Here is an 18,579-nt window from a genome sequence, read left to right on the forward strand (position 1 = left end):
CGGGCTGATGACGACGCTGCCCACGCTGTCGACCCATGGGTCGGCACTGTTTCTGGACTTCGACGGCACCCTGGCCGAACTGGCCAGCCGACCCGATGCGGTGCGGATCCCTCCCGATTTGCCGAGCCTGCTCGATGCCCTGCACGAGCGGCTGGGGGGCGCGCTCGCGCTGGTCACCGGCCGCGCCCGCATCGACCTGCAGCGCTGGCTGCCGGTGCAGCGCTGGCCCGGCGCCTTCGAACACGGCGCGCTGCGCGTGGGCGCCGATGGCGTCGACCGACTGGCCGTGACGCCCGAGCTGGGCCCCGTGGTCATGGCGGCGCAGGCCTTCGCGGCCCGCCACCCGGCGCTGCTGCTGGAGGTGAAGCAGACCGCCTTGGCCCTGCACTACCGCGCCGCGCCCGAACTGGGACCGGCTTGCGTGGAGGCGATGTTCCAGGCCATCGCCAACCACCCCGACCTGCGCCTGCTGCAGGGCAAAGCCGTGGTGGAAGTGAAGGCCGCGCACACCAGCAAGGGCGCCGCCATCGCCGGCTTCCTGCGCGAGCCGCCCTTCGCCGGCCGCCGGCCGGTGTTCGCGGGCGACGACGTGACGGACGAGGACGGCTTCGCGGTGGTCCAGTCGCACGGTGGCGACGGCATCAAAGTAGGCCAGGGGCCGAGCGCGGCGCGCCTGCGCTGCGACAGCCCCCAGGCCCTGCGCGACTGGTTGCGACAACAAACCAACGAGGTTTCGCCATGACCCCCGCCAGTGGATTCGCCTCGCCAGCAGCCGCGTCGCTGCACCTGGGCGTGATCGGCAACTGCACCATCGGCGCGCTGGTCGATGCGCGCGCGCGCATCGTCTGGAGCTGCCTGCCGCGCTTCGACGGCGACCCCGTGTTCTGTTCGCTGCTGGGCGGCGCCGACGGCGAGTCCGGCTCCTGGGCCATCGAAATCGAGGACCTGGCCGAGACGCGCCAGCGCTACGAACCCAACACCGCCGTGCTCGTGACCGAGCTGTGGGACCGGCACGGCCAGGGCCTGCAGGTGGTCGACTTCGCGCCGCGCTTCGCCGCGCGCGGGCGCTTCTTCCGGCCCATGCAGATCGTGCGGCGCGTGCGCGCGCTCAAGGGCACGCCGCGCATCCGCGTGCGCCTGGCGCCGCGCTTCCATTGGGGCTCGCAGGCGCCGCGCATCACCTCGGGCAGCAACCACGTGCGCTACGTGGGCGAGGACCTCACCCTGCGCCTCTACACCGACGCGCCCATCAGCCACGTGCTCTCCAGCGAGCCCTTCCTGCTGGTGCACGAGCACAACTTCCTGCTCGGCCCCGACGAAACCGTCGCCGGCAGCGTGGGCGACGTGGCGCGCCACTTCGAACAGGAAACACGCGCCTACTGGCGCACCTGGAGCCAGCGCCTGGCGCTGCCGCTGGAGTGGCAGGAGGCGGTGATCCGCGCGGCCATCACGCTCAAGCTCTCCCTGTTCGAGGACACCGGCGCCATCGTCGCCGCCATGACCACCAGCATCCCCGAGGCGCCGAACAGCCAGCGCAACTGGGACTACCGCTACTGCTGGCTGCGCGACGCCTTCTTCGTGGTGCGCGCGCTCAACAGCCTGTCCGAGATCGGCACCATGGAGGACTACCTGCGCTGGCTGTCCGACGTGGTGGTGGGCAGCGCGCGCCTGGACAGCGGCGGCCACGTGCAGCCGCTCTTCGGCGTGGGGCTGGAACGCCATTTGCCGGAGCGGATCGTCGACACCCTGCCGGGCTACCGCGGCATGGGCCCGGTGCGCGCGGGCAACCAGGCGCACGAACACTTCCAGCACGACGTGTACGGCAACATCGTTCTCGCGTCCTCTCAGGCCTTCCACGACCGCCGGCTGCTGCACCCACCGGGGCGCGCCGAGTTCGAGCGGCTGGAGGCCGTGGGCGAGCACGCGCGGCGCGTCTTCGACCAGCCCGACGCCGGCATGTGGGAGCTGCGCACCCGCGCGCGCGTGCACACCTCCTCGGCGCTGATGAACTGGGCCGCCTGCGACCGGCTGGCCAAGATCGCGCGCACCCTGCACCTGCCCGATCGCGCCGCCTATTGGGCGGGCCACGCGCAGGCCATGCGCGAGCGCATCCTGGCCGAGTCCTGGAGCGAGCAACGCCAGGCCTTCGCCGCGGCCTTCGGCGACCACGACCTGGACGCCAGCGTGCTGCTGATGGCCGAGGTCGGCTTCATCGACCCCAAGGACCCGCGCTTCCTCTCCACGCTGCACGCGCTGGAGGCCCACCTGTGCGACGGGCCCTACATGCGCCGCTACGAGGCCGCCGACGACTTCGGCAAGCCCGAGGTGGCCTTCAACATCTGCACCTTCTGGCGCATCGACGCGCTGGCGCGCACCGGGCGCGTGCGCGAGGCGCGCGAGGTCTTCGAGGCCATGCTCGCGGTGCGCAACCCGCTGGGCCTGCTGTCCGAGGACACGCACGCCACCACCGGCGAGATGTGGGGCAACTTCCCGCAGACCTATTCGATGGTGGGCCTGATCAACGCCGCCGTTCGCCTGTCCGCGCACTGGGATTCGGTGGTATGAGCCGCCTCGTCGTCGTCTCCAACCGCATCGCCGATCCGCGCAAGACCGCGGCCGGTGGCCTGGCCGTGGCGCTGGGCCAGGCGCTGGAGGCCAGCGGTGGCCTGTGGTTCGGCTGGAGCGGGCGCATCGCCGAGAACGGCGCGCCGGGCCAGGGCGAGGTCAACCGCCAGCAGGCCGGCGCGGTGCAGCTCGCCACCCTGGACCTCAGCCGCGAGGACCACGACAGCTACTACCTGAACTACAGCAGTGGCGTGCTGTGGCCGGTGCTGCACTACCGGCTCGACCTGGCCGACTTCGACAGCGGCGGCATCGCGGGCTACCGGCGCGTGAACCAGCTCTTCGCGCAGAAACTCAAGGCCCTGCTGCGGCCCGACGACACCATCTGGGTGCACGACTACCACCTGATCCCGCTGGCGGCCGAGCTGCGCGCCATGGGCTGCGAGCAACGCATCGGCTTCTTCCTGCACGTGCCCTTGCCGCCGCCGCTGATGCTGGCCGCGCTGCCCGAGCACGACTGGCTGATGCGCTCGCTCTTCGCGTACGACCTCGTGGGTTTCCAGAGCCAGACCGACGTCACGCACTTCGAGCGTTACGCCAGCGACGAACTGCGCGCGCAATGGGTGGGCCAGCACGGCTGGCACGCCTTCGGCAAGACCCTGCAGGTGCGCGCCTTCCCCATCGGCATCGACGTGGACGAGTTCCAGGCCCTGGGCGAAGGCAAGGACGCGCGCGAGATGTTCGAGCAGCTGCGCAGCGACTACGCGCGCCGCCGCCTGCTGGTGGGCGTGGAGCGCATGGACTACTCCAAGGGCCTGCCGCAGCGCCTCAAGGCCTTTCGCACCCTGCTGCAGAACTACCCCGAGAACCAGGGCAGCGCCACGCTGATCCAGATCGCCTCGCCCAGCCGCGAATCGGTGGACGCCTACGCCGCGCTGCGCGCCGAACTGGAGAGCCTGTCGGGCGCCATCAACGGCGAGCACGGCGAACTCGACTGGATGCCGCTGCGCTACATCCACCGCAACGTGGCGCGCAAGCGCCTGCCCGGCCTGTACCGCGCGGCCGCGGTGGCGCTGGTCACGCCGCTGCGCGACGGCATGAACCTGGTGGCCAAGGAATTCGTGGCCGCGCAGGACCCGGCCGACCCCGGCGTGCTCGTGCTCTCGCGCTTCGCGGGCGCGGCCGAGCAGATGAGCGAGGCCTTGCTGGTCAACCCCTACGACACGGCGCGCACCGCCGAAACCATTCAACGCGCGCTGCAGATGCCGCTGGCCGAGCGCCAGCAGCGCCACGCGGCGTTGCTGCAACGCATCCGCGCGCAGGACGTGCACTGGTGGCGCGAGAGCTTCCTGCGCGCCTTGCGCGACACACAAGAACCGGAGAAAGAAGCATGAACGACAACCTCATCGACATCGCCACCGGCTGGTGGCAGGGCCTCGGCAGCCTGGCCACCAGCGGGCTGCGCATCGTGCTCATCCTGATCCTGGCCTGGGTCGTGGTCCGCGTCGCCCAGCGCGCCATCCGCCTGCTGCGCAACCGCGTGGCCGGCCGGCTCGACGACGACCGCGAGGCGATCAAGCGCGCCGAGACGCTCAGCCGCGTGTTCCGCTACCTGGTCGTGGTGGTGGTCAGCCTGATCGCGGGCATGCTGGTGCTGGGCGAACTGGGCGTATCGGTGGCGCCCATCCTCGGCGCCGCCGGCGTGGTCGGCCTGGCCGTGGGCTTTGGCGCGCAGAGCCTGGTGAAGGATTACTTCACCGGCTTCTTCCTGCTGCTGGAGAACCAGATCCGCCAGGGCGACGTGGTGCAGCTCGGCAGCCACTCCGGCGTGGTCGAGGAAGTCACGCTGCGCTACGTGCAGCTGCGCGACTACGACGGCAACGTGCACTACGTGCCCAACGGCACCATCACCACGGTGATCAACATGACGCGCGGTTTCAGCCAGGCGGTCTGCGACATCGCCGTCTCGGTGCACGAGGACGTGGACGCCGTGGTCCGGGTCATCCGCGAGGTCGCCGCCGGGCTGCGGGCCGACGAGGCCTTCGGCGACCGCATCCTGGCCGACCTGGAGGTGGCCGGCGTGGAGCGCTGGGACAACGCCTCGGTGGTGATCCGCTGCCGCTTCCGCACCCTGCCCATCGAGCAGTGGGGCGTCCGCCGCGAGTTCCTGCGCCGGCTCAAGGGCGCGTTCGTCGCGCGCGGCATCCGCCTGCCCTACCCCAACCTCACGGTGCACGCCGACGCCGAGGCCGCCAACGCCGCCAGCCTGCGCGAGGCCGCCGCCGCCGCGGCGACGCGCTGAACGGCCGCCTGCCCGGCCAATTGCCCGAGCGCGGCGCGCAGGATTGCCAGACGGCCTTGGTCCGGCGCCGGGCGCAGTGCCACCATGCGCCTTCGACCACCGGAGGCCGCCATGCCCGCATCCAACCCGTTGAACCCGCCGCTCGCCGAAGGCATCCGGCGCCTGGGGTTTCGCAAGTGGTACGAGCGCGAGCTGCTCTCCAGCCACGCGCACATGGCCCTGGCGGTGCTGGCCGCCGTGGCCATGCTGGCGAGCTTCGAGGCCTTCGACGGCGCCAGCGTGGGCGATAAGCTGATGGACACCGCCTTTGTGGTGCTCACCGGCGGCATCACGCTGTGGGCGCTGCAGCGTTACGCCTACCTGCTGATGCACGCTGAGGAAGTGGCCAACCAGGCCAACTGCCCGCGCTGCCACGCCTATGGGCAGCTGAGCCTGTCGGAGCGGCCGGTGCGCCGCCGCGGCGGCGAGGACGGCGCGGCGCGCCTGGTACCGGTGTGCTGCAAGCGCTGCGCGTTCGAGTGGGACGTGGACGACAGCTGAGGCGCGCCGGCGCGCGCCTCGGCCGCCGCCCTCACATGCCCGCGAACACCGAATCGCTCTCCGCGTGGGCCGAACCCACGAAGACGCGCAGCATCGGGCCCTGCAGGTCGTGCTCCCACAGGCGGCCCTGGATGGTGAACTGGCGCCCGCCGACGCGGAACACGTCGCCCGGCATGGGCGCGGCGCCGTGGCCTCGCCAGTAGTCGGGCACCACCAGCTGCATGCGCCGCAGCCAGGCCTGGTCCTCGGGGGTGAAGACGAGCACGGTTCTGAGCGGGGTGGTCATGGGGTCTCCTGGTGACGCAGCGGGCGAGGGCCCAGGTTAGCGCAAGGCGGGGCTCAGTCCAAGCCGTCCAGGCCGCGCGCCGCGCCCAGCAGCGCGGGCGATTCGCGCGCGGTGATCACCCACACCGGAATGGCGCGCAGGTAGCCGTTGAAGCGGCCCTTGTCCTCGAAGCGCGCGCGAAAGGGCGAGGTGTCGAACCAGGCGCCCAGGCGCGGCACGATGCCGCCGCCCAGGTACACCCCACCGCGCGCGCCCAGCGTGAGCGCGAGGTTGCCGGCCACCGAGCCCAGCAGCGCGCAGAAGAGGTTCAGCGCCTCCAGCGCCTGCGGCTGGCCGTGCTGGAGCGCGGCCTCGGTCACGTCGGCCGCCCGCTCCACACCCCGCACGGCCACGCCGTCGGCCTCGCAGAGCACGCGAAAACTCTCGAGCAGGCCCGCGCCCGAGCACACGCGCTCGGCCGAGGCCCGGCCGTGGCGCGCCGCCAGCGCGTCCATCAGCAGTCGCTCGCGCGGTGTGGCGGCCGGCAGCGTGACGTGGCCGCCCTCGCCCTCCAGCGGCACCCAGCCGTCCCCGCCGCAGGGCAGCAAGCCCGAGACGCCCAACCCCGTGCCGGGCCCCAGCAGCGCGCGCGCGGCGCGCGGCACGGCGTCGCCGCCGCCCAGCTGGCGCAGATCGCTCGCCGGCAGCACCGGCAGCGCCAGGGCCAGCGCGGTGAAGTCGTTGAGCACGCGCAGGCGCTCCCAGCCCATCTCGGCCTGCAGCGCGCGCTGCGAAAAAGCCCAGTCGTGGTTGGTCATGCGCACCGCGTCGCCCGTGACCGGGTTGGCGATGGCGATGGCCGCGGCGCGCACGCGGCGCGGGCCCAGGCCCCCCAGGTACTCGCGCAAGGCGTCCTGCACCGCCGGGTAGCGGGCCACGGGCAGCACGCGCACCTCGCTCAAGGGCTCACCGGGCGCGGACTGGAAAGCGAAACGGGCGTTCGTGCCGCCGATGTCGGCGAGCAGCCGGCCACCGGGGCTGGGGATGCGCTGGCTCATGGCGGCCGATGATAGGCCGCGCCGCCTCAGCGGGGCAGGTGGGCGCGCGCCCAGCGCACGATGTCGGCCGCGCCCATGGCACCGGGCTGGCGCGCGATCTCGCGGCCGCCCGAGAACAGCGCCAGCGTGGGAATGCTGCGGATGTTCATCGCCGCCGACAGCGCGGGTGTCTCTTCGGTGTTGAGCTTCACCAGCCGCACGCGCGGCTCGAGTTCGCGCGCCGCCGCCTCGAACTGCGGAGCCATCGCACGGCAGGGGCCGCACCAGGGCGCCCAGAAGTCCACCAGCACCGGCAGATCGGAGCGTTCGATGGTCTTGCGCAGGCCGGCCTCGTCCAGCGCCACCGGCGCGCCCGTGAACAGCGGGGCGTGGCAGCGGCCGCAATCCGGCGCGCGGTCCAGCGCGTCGGGCGCGAGCCGGTTGGTGGTGCCGCAGTGCGGGCAGACGAGGTGCAGGGGGGCGGCGGTGGCGTTCATGGTCTTCAGATGAAGGCCGGCGCGCCGATTGCAAGCCCGTCGGCTCAGACCAGGTAGCCGATGAGGCTGGCGATGAAGCTCAGCAGCACGGTGCTGGCGAAGGGCAGGAACCAGTCGCGGCCGAAGGCGCGGAACCGCAGGTCGCCCGGCAGCCGCCCCAGGCCCAGGCGGCGCAGCAGCGGCGTGGCCCAGCTGATGAGCAGCAGGGCCAGGAAGATGACGATCATCCAGCGGATCATGCTCAGAGCCGGTGGGTGCGGTCGCCCTGCGCGAAGCCGATCGGCGTCCAGCCCCCGGCGCTGGCGGGCGGCGCCAGCGCGATGACCTTGAACAGCTCGCCCATCTCGTGCTCGAGCACCAGCATCTGCATGCGCGAGCGCTCGCGCGGGTCGGCGCCCTGCGCGAGCTCGACCAGGCCCAGGTTGATGAGGAAACGCCCCTGGCTGGTGTAGCCGATGACGTCCAGCCCCGCGTCCTGCGCCGCCACTGCCACGCCGGTGAAGTTCACGTGCGCGGTGATGTCCTTCTCGCCCGGGTGATCGAGCACGGCGTCGTCGCTGCGGTGGGCGCGGTGCGCCACCAGCGTGCCCATGTGGCGCTGCGGGTGGTAGTACTCGGCCTCGGGGAAACCGTAGTCGATGAACAGGGCCGCGCCGCGCGCCAGCCGATCGGCGATGGTGCGCACGAAGGCCTCGACCTGCGGGTGCACCTCGGTGGTGTAGTCGTGCTCGCCGGGCACCGCCAGCGGCGGGCGCAGGGCGGTAGGCCGCTCCGCCCAGGCAAAGCCCTCGCCGGCGCGCACGACCACCCGCTCGTGCCAGACCCCGCCGAGGCGCGCCAGCGGCGTCACGGGAATGGCGTCGAGGATTTCGTTGCCCACCAGCACGCCCTCGAAGCGCTCGGGCAGCACCTCGACCCAGCGCACGCGATCGCCGAAGGCCGCGAGGCGCTCGCGCTGGCGCTGGCGCAGCTCGCCCGGCAGGTCGACGATGGTGTAGCGCTCCAGGCGCTCGCCCGCCGCGTCCAGCGCCGCGATCAGCCCGGCCGCCAGCGCACCGCTGCCGGCGCCGAATTCCCACACCTCGCGCGTGCCCGTGGCCTGCAGGGCCTGCGCCACCTGGCGCGCCAGCGCGCGGGCGAACAGCGGCGTGAGCTCGGGCGCGGTGACGAAATCGCTGCCCTGGGCCGGGAAATGGCCGAATTTGGGCGTGGCCGTGGCGTAGTAGCCCAAGCCCGGCTCGTACAGCGCCATGCTCATGAAGCGCTCGAAGGGGATGTGGCCGCCGGCCGCGTCGATGGCCGTGCCGATGCGCGCCGACAGGGCGCTGGCTACACTCCCGGGCTGGTTCACGAATGGGGCGTTCACGCGCCGATTGTCACCCATGCCCTCCCCTCATCCGCCCCGCACCGCGCTGGTTACCGGCGCCGGCCGGCGCCTGGGCCGGGAGATCGCCCTCACCCTGGCGCGCGCCGGCTGGAACGTGGCCGTGCACCACCGCCACTCGCTCGACGAGGCCCGCCAGACGGCGACCGACTGCGAGGCCGCGAGCGGCCGCGCCGGCAGCGCCCACACCTTCTTCGCCGACCTGTCGGACGAGGCCGGCGCGCGCGCCCTGCTGCCCGCCGTGGCCGCGCGCTTCGGCGCCGTGGACGCGGTGGTCAACAGCGCCTCCACCTTCGAACACGACAGCGCCGGCAGCTTCGACTTCGCCACCATGGAAGCCCACCTGCGCGCCAACACCGGCGCGCCCGTGCTGCTGGCCCAGGCCCTGCACGCCCACCTGGCCGAGCGCGACGCGCGCGGCGCGGTGGTGAACCTGCTGGACCAGAAGCTGTGGAACATGAACCCCGACTTCTTCAGCTACACCCTGTCCAAGGCGGCGCTGGAAGCGGCCAACACCATGCTGGCGCTGGCCCTGGCCCCGCGCGTGCGGGTGGTGGGCGTGGCGCCCGGGCTCACGCTCACCAGCCACCTGCTCAGCGACGACCGGTTCGAGCAACTGCACCGCCAGTCGCCGCTGGGCCGCTCGTCCACCGCGGCCGACGTGGCCGCCGCCGTGGCCTTCGCGCTGGACAACGGCTCCATCACCGGCACCACGCTGCTGGTGGACGGCGGCCAGCACCTGATGCGCTTCGAGCGCGACTTCTCCCTCATGTGAGGACCGCATGATCCCCACGACCGCCGCCACCCAGATCCTCACCCTCACCGGCCTGCGCTTCGACGCCAACCTGGGCATCCTCGACCGCGAAAAACACGCGCCGCAGCCCATCCAGGTGGACGCCGAGCTCAACCAGGGCACGCAGCCCCTGCTGCCCAAGGACGACGACATCACCCACGTGCTCGACTACCGCAAGGTGCGCCAGATCATCATCGACGAGTGCACCGCCGAGCACGTGAACCTGCTGGAGAGCCTGATCGGCAAGCTCACACGGCGGCTCATGCAGCTGCCCGGCGTGATCGGCGTGCGCGTGAAGATCGCCAAGCTGGAAATCTTCGAGGACTGCGAGGTCGCCATCCGCATGGAAAGCGGGCAGTGGTGAACAGAGACACCCCCTGCGGCGCTGCGCGCCTGCCCCCTCCAGGGGGGCGATGCCGACGGCCCGGCGAAGCCGGTTCCGTGGCATCCCTGGGTTATGCGGGCTGGCGCTCGCCAAGGAATGGCCATGAACATTGAATTGGAAAACCACAAGCTCGAGAAGCGGCTGTGCCGCGAGGTCGGGCGCGCCATCGTCGACTACAACATGATCGAGGAAGGCGACCGCGTCATGGTCTGCCTCTCGGGCGGCAAAGACAGCTACGGCCTGCTCGACATCCTGCTGAAGCTGCAGCAGCGCGCGCCGGTGAAGTTCGAGCTGATCGCGGTCAACCTCGACCAGAAGCAGCCCGGCTTCCCCGAGCACGTGCTGCCCGAGTACCTGACGAAGCTGGGCGTGAAGTTCCACATCGAGAACCAGGACACCTACTCCATCGTCAAGCGCGTGATCCCCGAGGGCAAGACCCTGTGCAGCCTGTGCAGCCGGCTGCGCCGCGGCATCCTCTACCGCGTGGCCGACGAACTCGGCGCCACCAAGATCGCGCTCGGCCACCACCGCGACGACATCCTGCAGACCCTGCTGCTCAACCTGTTCTTCGGCGCCAAGCTCAAGGGCATGCCGGCCAAGCTGGTGAGCGACGACGGCAAGCACGTGGTGATCCGGCCCCTGGCCTACGTGCCCGAGAAAGACCTGGTGCGCTGGGCCGAGCTGCGCCAGTTCCCCATCATTCCCTGCACCCTGTGCGGCAGCCAGGAAAACCTGCAGCGCAAGCAGGTGGGCAACCTGCTGCGCGAGTGGGAGAAGAAGTACCCCGGCCGGGTGGAGAACATGGCCAGCGCGCTGCAGAACGTGGTGCCCAGCCACCTGATGGACCGCGCGCTGTTTCCGTTTGAAACGCTGCGCGCCACCGGCGTGCCGGACGACAGCGGCGACAAGGCCTTCGACGACGAGCCCGTGGCCGCGCCGGCCGCCGAGGCCTGCGCCGCGCCCGCGCCGCAGGGGAACCCGGCCGCGCCGCGCGCGGTCATACCCATCGCCACCGAAGCCAGCTGAGGCGCCGTCGCACCACGCCAGCCACGAAGGGCCCCTCAATGCAGGAGACGTCCATGCCCTCGATCCGCCTTTTCGCCCTTGCCCTGGCCGCGCTGCTGCTGTCGGGCTGCGCGTCCGTCATCCTGGTCGACAACCAGGTGGAGAGCTTTCCGCGCTGGCAGGACCGCGCGGCCAACGCGGCGGTGCCCGCGCCGCCGCAGGTCTACCGCTTCGAGCGCCTGCCCTCGCAGCAGCAGGACCAGCGCGCCGCGCGCGGCCAGGACGAGTTGGAGCGCTACGCCGAGGCCGCGCTGGCCAAGCTGGGCTGGACGCGCGCCGCCGCCAACGTGTCGGCCCCCTGGGCGGTTCAGGTGGGCGCCAGCAACGTGCGCCTGCCGCGCGCGCCCTGGGAAGACCCCTGGGACACCTGGGGCTGGGGGCCCTTCGGATCGCCTTTCGCCATGCCCGGACGCGACTACGTGGTAACGGGCACCGGCCAGGTGGTCTTCTTCCCCATGATGGCCCCGCGCTTCGAGACGCCCTACTACCAGCGCGCGGTGTCGCTGGTGATCCGCGACGCCGCCAGCGGGCGCGTGGTGTACGAGACGCGCGCCGCGCACGATGGCCGCTGGAACAGCACGCCCGCGCTGTGGACGGCCATGCTCGACGCCGCGCTGCAGGGCTTCCCGGCGCCGCCCGCGGGCCTGCGGCAGGTCAACATCGAAGTGCCACGCTGAGGCGCCTCAGGCGGGGGCAGCGGCCAACAGTTCCCGGATCGCCTGCGCCAACGCGTCCATGCTGTCCTGCTTGGACAGCACCTCGCGCACCCCGGCGGCGGCGGCCTCGTCCACCAGCCACTCGTTCACCTGCCCCGACACGATGGCCACGCGCAAGTCGGGGCGCAGCGCCCGCGCGGCGCGCGCCACCTCCAGGCCCGACAGACCCGGCATGTTCTGGTCCGTCACCAGCAGATCAGCGGGTTCTCCGGGGTGTGCCGCGAGCCAGTCGATGGCCGCCTGCCCCGAAACGAACGGCGTCACCCGCACGCCCTGGCGACTGAGCAGGCGCTGCACCAGCCCCACCAGCGCCTCGTAGTCGTCCACGTACAGCACATGCCGTCCGCTCAGCGCGCGCAGCGCGCCCGGGTCGTCCCGCGCTTCTGTCAAGGGCATGCCAGGGGTGCCATCGCCCGGCGCCAGCGGCAGGTAGACATCGAACCGCGTGCCGTGTCCGGGTGTGCTGTCCAGGGTGATGGTGCCCTTGTGCGCTTTGACGATGCCGTGCACCACCGCGAGGCCCAGGCCCGTGCCCTCCCCTGGCGGCTTGGTGGTGAAGAAGGGCTCGAACACACGCCGCTGGGTGTCGGTGTCCATGCCGGGGCCGTTGTCGGCCACGCTCAGGCACGCGTAGTCGCCGGGGCCCATGCCCCCGAGGCGCAGCGCCCGGGCGGCGTCGACGGATTCGGCGCCCAGGGCCACGGTGATCTCGCCAGCACGGCCCGCAAAAGCCTGCCAGGCGTTGCTGCACAGGTTCATCAGCACCTGCTGCACCTGGGTGCCATCCGCCATGACGCACAGCGGCGCCGGCGACAGGCGCGTGTCCAGGCGCACGCCCGCCGGCAGCAGCGTGCGCATCAGGCGCAGCGCTTCTTCCACCAGGGGCAACAGGGCCTGCCGCTCCATGGTCTGGGCCTGGCGGCGGCTGAAGGTGAGGATCTGCTGCACGAGCTGGCGGGCCCGGATGGCCGCGCGATGGATCTCGGCCAGGCTTTCCTGCGCGGGATGCTCGGGTCCGACGTCCTCGCGGGCCAGCACCAGGTTGCCCAGGATGGCCGCCAGCAGGTTGTTGAAGTCGTGCGCCACGCCGCCGGCCAGGGTGCCGATGGCCTCCATCTTCTGGCGCTCGCGCAACTGCGCCTCGAACTGGCGCTGCTGCTCCTCCGCCTGCTTGATCTCCGTGATGTCGGTGTGCGTGCCGACCAGGCGCGTCGGGCGGCCCTGGGCGTCGCGCTCCACCGCGGCGCCGCGCGTGAGCACCCATATCCAGCGGCCATCGCGCGTGCGAACCCGGTGCTCGTTGCGGTAGACGGGTATGCGCCCCTCGAAATGCGCCTGGCGCGCGACGAGCATGGCGGCCAGATCGTCCGGGTGCGTGCGCTCGTCCAGGTCGGAGGCGAAGCCATGAACGTCTTCGCGCGAATAGCCGTACATCGACAGCAGGCTGTCGGACAGGTATTCCTCGCCCGTTGCCAGGTTCCAGTCCCACACGCCGTCGCCCGCGCTCTCCAGCGCCATCTTCCAGAGCGCCTCGCTGCGGTGAAGCGCCTCCTCCATGCGCTTGGGCTCGGTGATGTCGAGCAGAACGCCCACGCGGTGCACGCCTTCCTCGTCGCGGTAGACCTCACAGGAGCGGTTGTGAACCCACTTGAGGACCCCCTCGGGTGTGACGACGCGAAATTCGCCCGAGAGCACCGCCTTGCCATCCAGCAGTGCCTGCGTCTCGGACACCAGGCGCGGGGCTTCGTCGGGGTGCAGCAGGCGCGAGATCAGCGTGGGGTCGTTCACCAGGGCCTCGGGCTCGACGCCCAGCAACTCGCGCGCGCCCGAGCTCACGTAGCGGTAGCGGCGCGAGCCGTCGTGGCGCACGACGATCGAAAACACCACGCCGGGGATCTGGTCGGCCAGCGCCTGCATGCGCTCCTGCTGCTCCCGCATGGAGCGCTGCTGCAGCACGCGTTCGGTGATGTCTTCCACCGTGCCTTCGTAGTGCAGCACCTGGCCGGCCGCGTCGCGCACGGCGTGCGCGTTCTCGCTGACCCAGGCCCGTTCGCGTGTCTTGTGGCGAAACACCTCCGACACAAAGCCGCGCACGAAGCCGTCGCGCTCCAGCAGGCGACGGAAGTCGTCGCGCCGGCGCGGGTCCACGTACCACTCGGCGGCGATGTCGCCGACGCCAGCGATCAGCGAGGCTTCGCTGTCGTGGCCGTTGAAGCGCACCAGGGCCTCGTTGGCCCGGATCATCCGGCCGTCGGGGGCGCTGCGGTAGGCGCCGATCGGCAGGAAGTTGAACAGCGATGAGAAGTCGCCATCGGGCGTGGCCATGCGCGGCATTGTCTCGCAAGGCCCGGTACATTTCATCCAGATCGACCCACCCCCACGGACGTCCCTTGCAAGTCACCCGCCTCCTGGCCGTGCGCCACGGTGAGACCGCCTGGAACCGCGACACGCGCATTCAGGGCCACACCGACATCGACCTCAACGACCACGGCCGCTGGCAGGCCCGCCGCCTGGCCGAGGCCCTGCGCGACGAGCCCATCGCCGCCATCTACAGCAGCGACCTCAAGCGCGCGCGCGACACCGCCCAGGCGGTGGCCGAGACGCGCACCCTGCCGGTGCACGCGCACATCGGCCTGCGCGAGCGTGGCTTCGGGCGCTTCGAAGGCCACACCTGGGACGAACTGGAGCTGCGCTACCCCACCGAAACCCTGGCCTGGCGCAAGCGCATGCCCGACTTCGCGCCGCCCGGTGGCGAAACCCTGCTGGCGCTGCGCGAGCGCGTGGTGGGCGCGGCCCTGGAACTGGCCGCGCGCCATCCGGGCGAGCAGATCCTGCTGGTCGCGCACGGCGGCGTGCTGGACGTGCTCTACCGCGCCGCCACCCGCCTGGAGCTGCAGGCCCCGCGCAGCTGGCAACTCGCCAACTGCGCCATCAACCGCCTGCTGTGGTCGCCCGAAGGCCTGGCCCTGGTGGGCTGGGGCGATGTGGGCCACCTGCAGGTGAACGACGACGAAGGGGTGCTGGATGAGCGCAGCGCCTGAGCGTTTCCACGGCCTGGTCGGCCAGGGCGTGGCCGCCATCGACACGCCCGCGCTGGTGATCGACCTGGACGCCATGGAGCGCAACCTGCATCGGCTGGCCGACTGGTGCCGGGCGCGCGGCCTGCGGCTGCGCCCGCACGCCAAGATGCACAAGTGCGCCGAGCTGGCGAAGTTGCAGATGGCGCACGGCGCCGTGGGCGTGTGCGTGCAGAAAACCGGCGAGGCGCTCGCGCTGGCCGCCGCCGGCGTCACCGACATCACCATCACCAACGAGGTGGTGGACCCGGCCAAGCTGGCGCGGCTGGCGCGCGCCGTGCGCGCGGGCGGCACGCGCTTCGCCCTGGCGGTCGACAGCGCCCTCGGCATCGAGCGCCTGGCGCGCGCCCTGGCCGAGGCCGGCGTGCAGGCACCGGGCTCGATCGATGTGCTGGTGGAAATCGACGTGGGCCATGGCCGCTGCGGCGCGGCGCCGGGCGAGCCGGCCGTGGCACTGGCGCGGGCCGTCGCCTCGCACGCCGTGCTGCGCTTCGCCGGCCTGCAGGCCTACCACGGCGCGGCGCAGCACCAGCGCACGCCCGAGCAGCGCCGCGCCACCGTGGCCCACGCCGCCGAGGCCGTGGCGCACACGCGCGCGCTCATCGAGGGCGCGGGCCTGGCGGTGCCGCTGGTCACGGGCGCGGGCACCGGCACCTTCGTGCACGAGGCGGCCAGCGGCCAGTGGGGCGAGCTGCAGGCCGGCTCCTACCTCTTCATGGACGCCGACTACGCCGCCAACACCGCCGACGAGAGCGCGCCGGCCTTCGAGCACGCGCTGTTCGTCAAGGCGCAGGTGATGAGCCGGCCCGGGGGGCGCGCCGTGGTCGACGCCGGCCACAAGAGCCATGCCATCGACAGCGGCCTGCCGCGCGTCTGGCTGCCCGAGGGACTGGCGTTCGCCAACGGCGGCGACGAGCACGGCGTGCTGCGTGGCCCGGCCCTGCCCGCGCTGGGCGAAACGGTCTGGCTGGTGCCGGGCCACTGCGACCCCACCGTGAACCTGCACGACCACCTGATCGGCGTGCGCGGCGGCCTGCTCACGGGCCGCGTGGAGCGCGTGCTGCGGGTGGACGCGCGCGGCGCGCTGGACTGAGCGACCGGCGCGCCCTCAGGGGCCGAACACGCGGGCCTCCAGGCCCAGGTTGCGCACGGTCTCGGCCGCGGCCTCGGCCTGCTCGCGCGTCTGGAACGGGCCGACGCGCACGCGCGTGAGCGGGCCGCGCGCCGACTCCACCGGGTCGCTGCGCACCGGCAGGCCGGCCTGGCGCAGCCGCGTGGCCGCGCGCTCGGCGTTGGCCGGGTCGCCAAAGATGCCCACGTTCACGCCGTGGCCGTGCCAGCGAGGGCGCGGCGCGTCGGTGGTGCCGGCGCTGTCGCCGCTCGCGCCGGGGGCCGGCGGCGCGGCAGCGCGCGCCGCCGGTGCGGGCGTCGACTCGGCCACGGCGGGCTTCGCCAGGGCCGGGGCCGGTGTGGGCGCCTCCGAGGTCACCGCGCCCACCACCACCGCCCCGCCGGGGGAGACGGCGGGGGACACCGGCGACACGGGCTCGACCACGCCCTCGGTGGACGGCGGCGGCGCGGGCGCCGCCACGGGGGCGGGCGGGGGAGCCGGGGCCTCGGCCACCGCCCGCGGCGCCAGCACCGGCTCGGGCGCGGCCGCCACGGGGCCACCGCCCGTGCGCAGCCCCAGCGTGCCCAGCAACGCCACCTGGGCCAGCAGCGCCAGCACCCAGGCCCAGCGCCCCGGCCCACCGCGCTGCAACAGGCCGCAGGCCTCCTGCACCGTGCGCGCGCGGCGCACGGCCTCGGTCATGCGCCGGCGCACGTCGGCGTGCAGCCAGGCCGTGCCCCACCAGCCAGGCACCACCACCGCCAGCACGCCGATCGAGGCCAGCAGGCCCCAGCGCACGCCCGCCGGCCAGACCGCCATGAAACCCCGCGCCCACCACCACAGGCCCAGCGCAACGGCCAGGGCCAGGGCGTACAGCAGGGCCTGGCGCCACAGCCGCCGGTACAGCAGCCAGTTCAGGTTCAGCCAGGCCGCCGCGTGGTTCCAGTGCGTGCCCGCCAGACCGCGCTCGTCGAAGCGCGCGAACACCGGCAGGTAGTCGGCCGTGCGGCCCGGGCCCAGCGCCGCGCGGTACAGCGCCTCGGTGGCGCTGGCCAGCGCCGCGGTGTCCGGGGGAGCGGGGGTCGGCGCGCTGGACATGGCGGGGTGGGCGGGCGGCTCAGTCGGCGGCGCCGAACAGGCCGCCCTCGGTGCGCGGCGGGTTCACGCCCAGGTGGCGGTAGGCCGCCAGCGTGGCCGTGCGTCCGCGCGGCGTGCGCTGCAGGTAGCCCTGCTGGATCAGGTAGGGCTCGATCACGTCCTCGATGGTGTCGCGCTCCTCGCCGATGCTGGCGGCGATGTTGTCCAGGCCCACGGGCCCGCCGTCGAAGCGGTGGATCACGGCCTCCAGCAGCTTGCGGTCCATCAGGTCGAAGCCCTGCGGGTCGACGTCGAGCATGGCCAGGGCGCGCTCGGCGATGTCCTGGCTGATGCGGCCGCTGCCCTTCACATCGGCGTAGTCGCGCACGCGGCGCAGCAGGCGGTTGGCGATGCGCGGCGTGCCGCGCGAGCGGCGCGCGATCTCGAAGGCGCCGTCCTCGTCGATGGGCGCGCTGAGCAGCCCGGCGCTGCGCCGCACGATGCGCGCCAGCTCCTCGGCCGAGTAGAACTCCAGCCGCGCGACGATGCCGAAGCGGTCGCGCAGCGGGTTGGTGAGCATGCCCGCGCGCGTGGTGGCGCCCACCAGCGTGAAGGGCTGCAGGTCGAGCTTGATGCTGCGCGCCGCCGGGCCCTCGCCGATCATGATGTCGATCTGGTAGTCCTCCAGCGCGGGGTAGAGGATCTCCTCCACCACCGGCGAGAGGCGGTGGATCTCGTCGATGAAGAGCACGTCGTTGGGCTCGAGGTTGGTCAGCAGCGCCGCCAGGTCCTTGGGCTTTTCGAGCACCGGCCCGCTGGTCTGGCGCAGATTCACGCCGAGCTCCTGCGCGATGATGTGCGACAGCGTGGTCTTGCCCAGGCCGGGCGGGCCGAACAGCAGCACGTGGTCCAGCGCCTCGGCGCGTTTCTTGGCGGCGCCGATGAAGATCTCCAGCTGCTCGCGCACCTTCATCTGGCCCACGTACTCGTCGAGCAGCTTGGGCCGCAGCGCGCGCTCGATCGCCTCTTCCTTGGGCGAACCCGCCAGCGGCGAGATCACGCGCGGCGCGGGGGCGAAGTCGTCGGTCTGGATGCTCATTTATTTGGCCAGCGCCTTCAGCGCCAGCTTGATGCCCTCGGCCACGCCCACCTCGGCCGGCAGGGCCTTGAGCGCGGCGGCGGCGTCCTTTTCGTTGTAGCCCAGGGCCATGAGGGCCTGCTGGATGTCGGCCTGGGCGTCGCTGCGCGTGGCGCCCGCGGGCAGGCCCAGGTCCACGCCGAGCTTGCCCTTGAGCTCCAGCAGCAGCCGCTCGGCCGTCTTCTTGCCGATGCCGGGCACCTTGACGATGCGCCCGGTCTCCTGCGTGCTCACGGCCTGGGCCAGGTCGTTCACCGACAGGCCCGAAAGCACCGCCAGCGCGGTGCGCGGGCCCACGCCGCTGATCTTGATGAGTTGGCGAAAGGCGTCGCGCTCGGGCGCGGTGGCGAAGCCGTAGAGGATTTGCGCGTCCTCGCGCACCACGAAGTGCGTCAGCAGCGAGACCCGCTCGCCGCTGGCGGGCAGGTGGTAGAAGGTGCTCATGGGCACGTCCACCTCGTAGCCCACGCCATGGCAGTCCAGCAGGATCTGGGGCGGGTTCTTCTCCAGCAGCGTGCCGCTCAACTTGCCTATCATCGGTGTCCTTTTGGTCGTTCGCCGGGTCGCCCCGGGAACGACCGCGCCCCTCAGAGGGGCCTGGCGAAGCCAGGGTTGGGGGCCATCTTTTTC

Annotated in this window: 20 protein-coding genes; 11 read left to right on the plus strand and 9 right to left on the minus strand. The window is 72.4% G+C overall.

Annotated elements, in window-relative coordinates; all coding sequences use genetic code 11:
* Positions 1-7 precede the first annotated feature (7 nt).
* From otsB to BHU06_RS16730, 5 genes are all read left to right on the plus strand, one after another.
* A complete protein-coding gene (otsB, locus tag BHU06_RS16710) occupies positions 8-742 on the plus strand; it encodes a trehalose-phosphatase (RefSeq protein WP_070400349.1) in 735 nt (244 codons plus the stop codon).
* Positions 739-2,565: a glycoside hydrolase family 15 protein gene (locus BHU06_RS16715; protein ID WP_083293284.1), complete on the plus strand. Its 1,827-nt coding sequence runs from the start codon at positions 739-741 to the stop codon at positions 2,563-2,565. The genes otsB and BHU06_RS16715 overlap by 4 nt, the downstream gene beginning before the upstream one ends.
* Complete coding sequence (locus BHU06_RS16720; RefSeq protein WP_070400350.1) at positions 2,562-3,956, plus strand: trehalose-6-phosphate synthase; 1,395 nt, start codon at positions 2,562-2,564, stop codon at positions 3,954-3,956. Before BHU06_RS16715 ends, BHU06_RS16720 begins: the two co-directional genes overlap by 4 nt.
* Positions 3,953-4,864 (plus strand): mechanosensitive ion channel family protein, encoded by a 912-nt coding sequence (locus BHU06_RS16725; RefSeq protein ID WP_070400351.1) that lies wholly within the window; start codon positions 3,953-3,955, stop codon positions 4,862-4,864. Before BHU06_RS16720 ends, BHU06_RS16725 begins: the two co-directional genes overlap by 4 nt.
* Before the next feature lie 111 nt (positions 4,865-4,975).
* Complete coding sequence (locus BHU06_RS16730) at positions 4,976-5,404, plus strand: hypothetical protein (RefSeq protein ID WP_070400352.1); 429 nt, start codon at positions 4,976-4,978, stop codon at positions 5,402-5,404.
* A gap of 31 nt (positions 5,405-5,435) precedes the next feature.
* On the opposite strand, the gene BHU06_RS16735 is transcribed toward BHU06_RS16730, so the two are convergent.
* The 5 genes from BHU06_RS16735 to BHU06_RS16755 are packed head-to-tail and all read right to left on the minus strand — an operon-like array spanning position 5,436 to position 8,587.
* The gene (locus BHU06_RS16735; protein ID WP_070400353.1) at positions 5,436-5,690 is read right to left on the minus strand and encodes a hypothetical protein; all 255 of its coding nucleotides are present in this window, start codon (positions 5,688-5,690) and stop codon (positions 5,436-5,438) included.
* Positions 5,691-5,743: 53 nt separating this feature from the next.
* The gene (glk, locus tag BHU06_RS16740) at positions 5,744-6,727 is read right to left on the minus strand and encodes a glucokinase (protein WP_070400354.1); all 984 of its coding nucleotides are present in this window, start codon (positions 6,725-6,727) and stop codon (positions 5,744-5,746) included.
* Between the two features lie 26 nt (positions 6,728-6,753).
* Positions 6,754-7,203: a thioredoxin TrxC gene (gene trxC, locus BHU06_RS16745; RefSeq protein ID WP_070400355.1), complete on the minus strand. Its 450-nt coding sequence runs from the start codon at positions 7,201-7,203 to the stop codon at positions 6,754-6,756.
* A 44-nt stretch (positions 7,204-7,247) separates the two neighbouring features.
* On the minus strand, positions 7,248-7,442 hold the full coding sequence (locus tag BHU06_RS16750) for a DUF2905 family protein (protein ID WP_070400356.1): 195 nt from the start codon (positions 7,440-7,442) through the stop codon (positions 7,248-7,250).
* 2 nt (positions 7,443-7,444) lie between these two features.
* Entirely contained in the window at positions 7,445-8,587 is a 1,143-nt protein-coding gene (locus tag BHU06_RS16755; protein ID WP_070400357.1) for a class I SAM-dependent methyltransferase, read from the minus strand.
* Here BHU06_RS16755 and BHU06_RS16760 point away from each other — a divergent pair.
* The 4 genes from BHU06_RS16760 (at position 8,586) to BHU06_RS16775 (ending at position 11,507) form a co-directional block, all read left to right on the plus strand.
* On the plus strand, positions 8,586-9,362 hold the full coding sequence (locus BHU06_RS16760) for an SDR family oxidoreductase (RefSeq protein ID WP_070400358.1): 777 nt from the start codon (positions 8,586-8,588) through the stop codon (positions 9,360-9,362). The two genes, BHU06_RS16755 and BHU06_RS16760, sit on opposite strands and share 2 nt — an antisense overlap.
* 7 nt (positions 9,363-9,369) lie before the next feature.
* Complete coding sequence (locus BHU06_RS16765) at positions 9,370-9,744, plus strand: dihydroneopterin aldolase (RefSeq protein ID WP_070400359.1); 375 nt, start codon at positions 9,370-9,372, stop codon at positions 9,742-9,744.
* A gap of 123 nt (positions 9,745-9,867) precedes the next feature.
* Entirely contained in the window at positions 9,868-10,791 is a 924-nt protein-coding gene (gene ttcA, locus BHU06_RS16770; RefSeq protein WP_070400360.1) for a tRNA 2-thiocytidine(32) synthetase TtcA, read from the plus strand.
* A 53-nt stretch (positions 10,792-10,844) separates the two neighbouring features.
* Positions 10,845-11,507 (plus strand): DUF4136 domain-containing protein, encoded by a 663-nt coding sequence (locus BHU06_RS16775; RefSeq protein WP_070400361.1) that lies wholly within the window; start codon positions 10,845-10,847, stop codon positions 11,505-11,507.
* A 6-nt stretch (positions 11,508-11,513) separates the two neighbouring features.
* Here BHU06_RS16775 and BHU06_RS16780 read toward each other — a convergent pair whose 3' ends face one another.
* A complete protein-coding gene (locus BHU06_RS16780) occupies positions 11,514-13,871 on the minus strand; it encodes a PAS domain-containing sensor histidine kinase (RefSeq protein ID WP_175442876.1) in 2,358 nt (785 codons plus the stop codon).
* 65 nt (positions 13,872-13,936) lie between these two features.
* Between BHU06_RS16780 and BHU06_RS16785 the strand changes: the two genes are divergently transcribed.
* Both BHU06_RS16785 and BHU06_RS16790 read left to right on the plus strand, forming a co-directional pair.
* Positions 13,937-14,587: a histidine phosphatase family protein gene (locus BHU06_RS16785; RefSeq protein ID WP_070400363.1), complete on the plus strand. Its 651-nt coding sequence runs from the start codon at positions 13,937-13,939 to the stop codon at positions 14,585-14,587.
* Positions 14,571-15,716 carry a DSD1 family PLP-dependent enzyme gene (locus tag BHU06_RS16790; RefSeq protein WP_070400364.1) on the plus strand — a complete coding sequence of 382 codons (1,146 nt, stop codon included), beginning with the start codon at positions 14,571-14,573 and terminating at the stop codon, positions 15,714-15,716. The genes BHU06_RS16785 and BHU06_RS16790 overlap by 17 nt, the downstream gene beginning before the upstream one ends.
* A gap of 15 nt (positions 15,717-15,731) precedes the next feature.
* On the opposite strand, the gene BHU06_RS16795 is transcribed toward BHU06_RS16790, so the two are convergent.
* Genes BHU06_RS16795 through ruvA form a run of 3 tightly spaced genes read right to left on the minus strand, consistent with a single transcriptional unit; the run spans position 15,732 to position 18,486 of the window.
* Complete coding sequence (locus BHU06_RS16795; protein ID WP_070400365.1) at positions 15,732-16,832, minus strand: SPOR domain-containing protein; 1,101 nt, start codon at positions 16,830-16,832, stop codon at positions 15,732-15,734.
* A gap of 19 nt (positions 16,833-16,851) precedes the next feature.
* Entirely contained in the window at positions 16,852-17,910 is a 1,059-nt protein-coding gene (gene ruvB, locus BHU06_RS16800; protein WP_070400366.1) for a Holliday junction branch migration DNA helicase RuvB, read from the minus strand.
* Positions 17,911-18,486 carry a Holliday junction branch migration protein RuvA gene (gene ruvA / locus BHU06_RS16805; RefSeq protein ID WP_070400367.1) on the minus strand — a complete coding sequence of 192 codons (576 nt, stop codon included), beginning with the start codon at positions 18,484-18,486 and terminating at the stop codon, positions 17,911-17,913.
* Between the last annotated feature and the right edge of the window lie 93 nt (positions 18,487-18,579).

It is taken from the genome of Hydrogenophaga sp. PML113, from assembly GCF_001777155.1.
Classification (GTDB): domain Bacteria; phylum Pseudomonadota; class Gammaproteobacteria; order Burkholderiales; family Burkholderiaceae_C; genus Hydrogenophaga; species Hydrogenophaga borbori.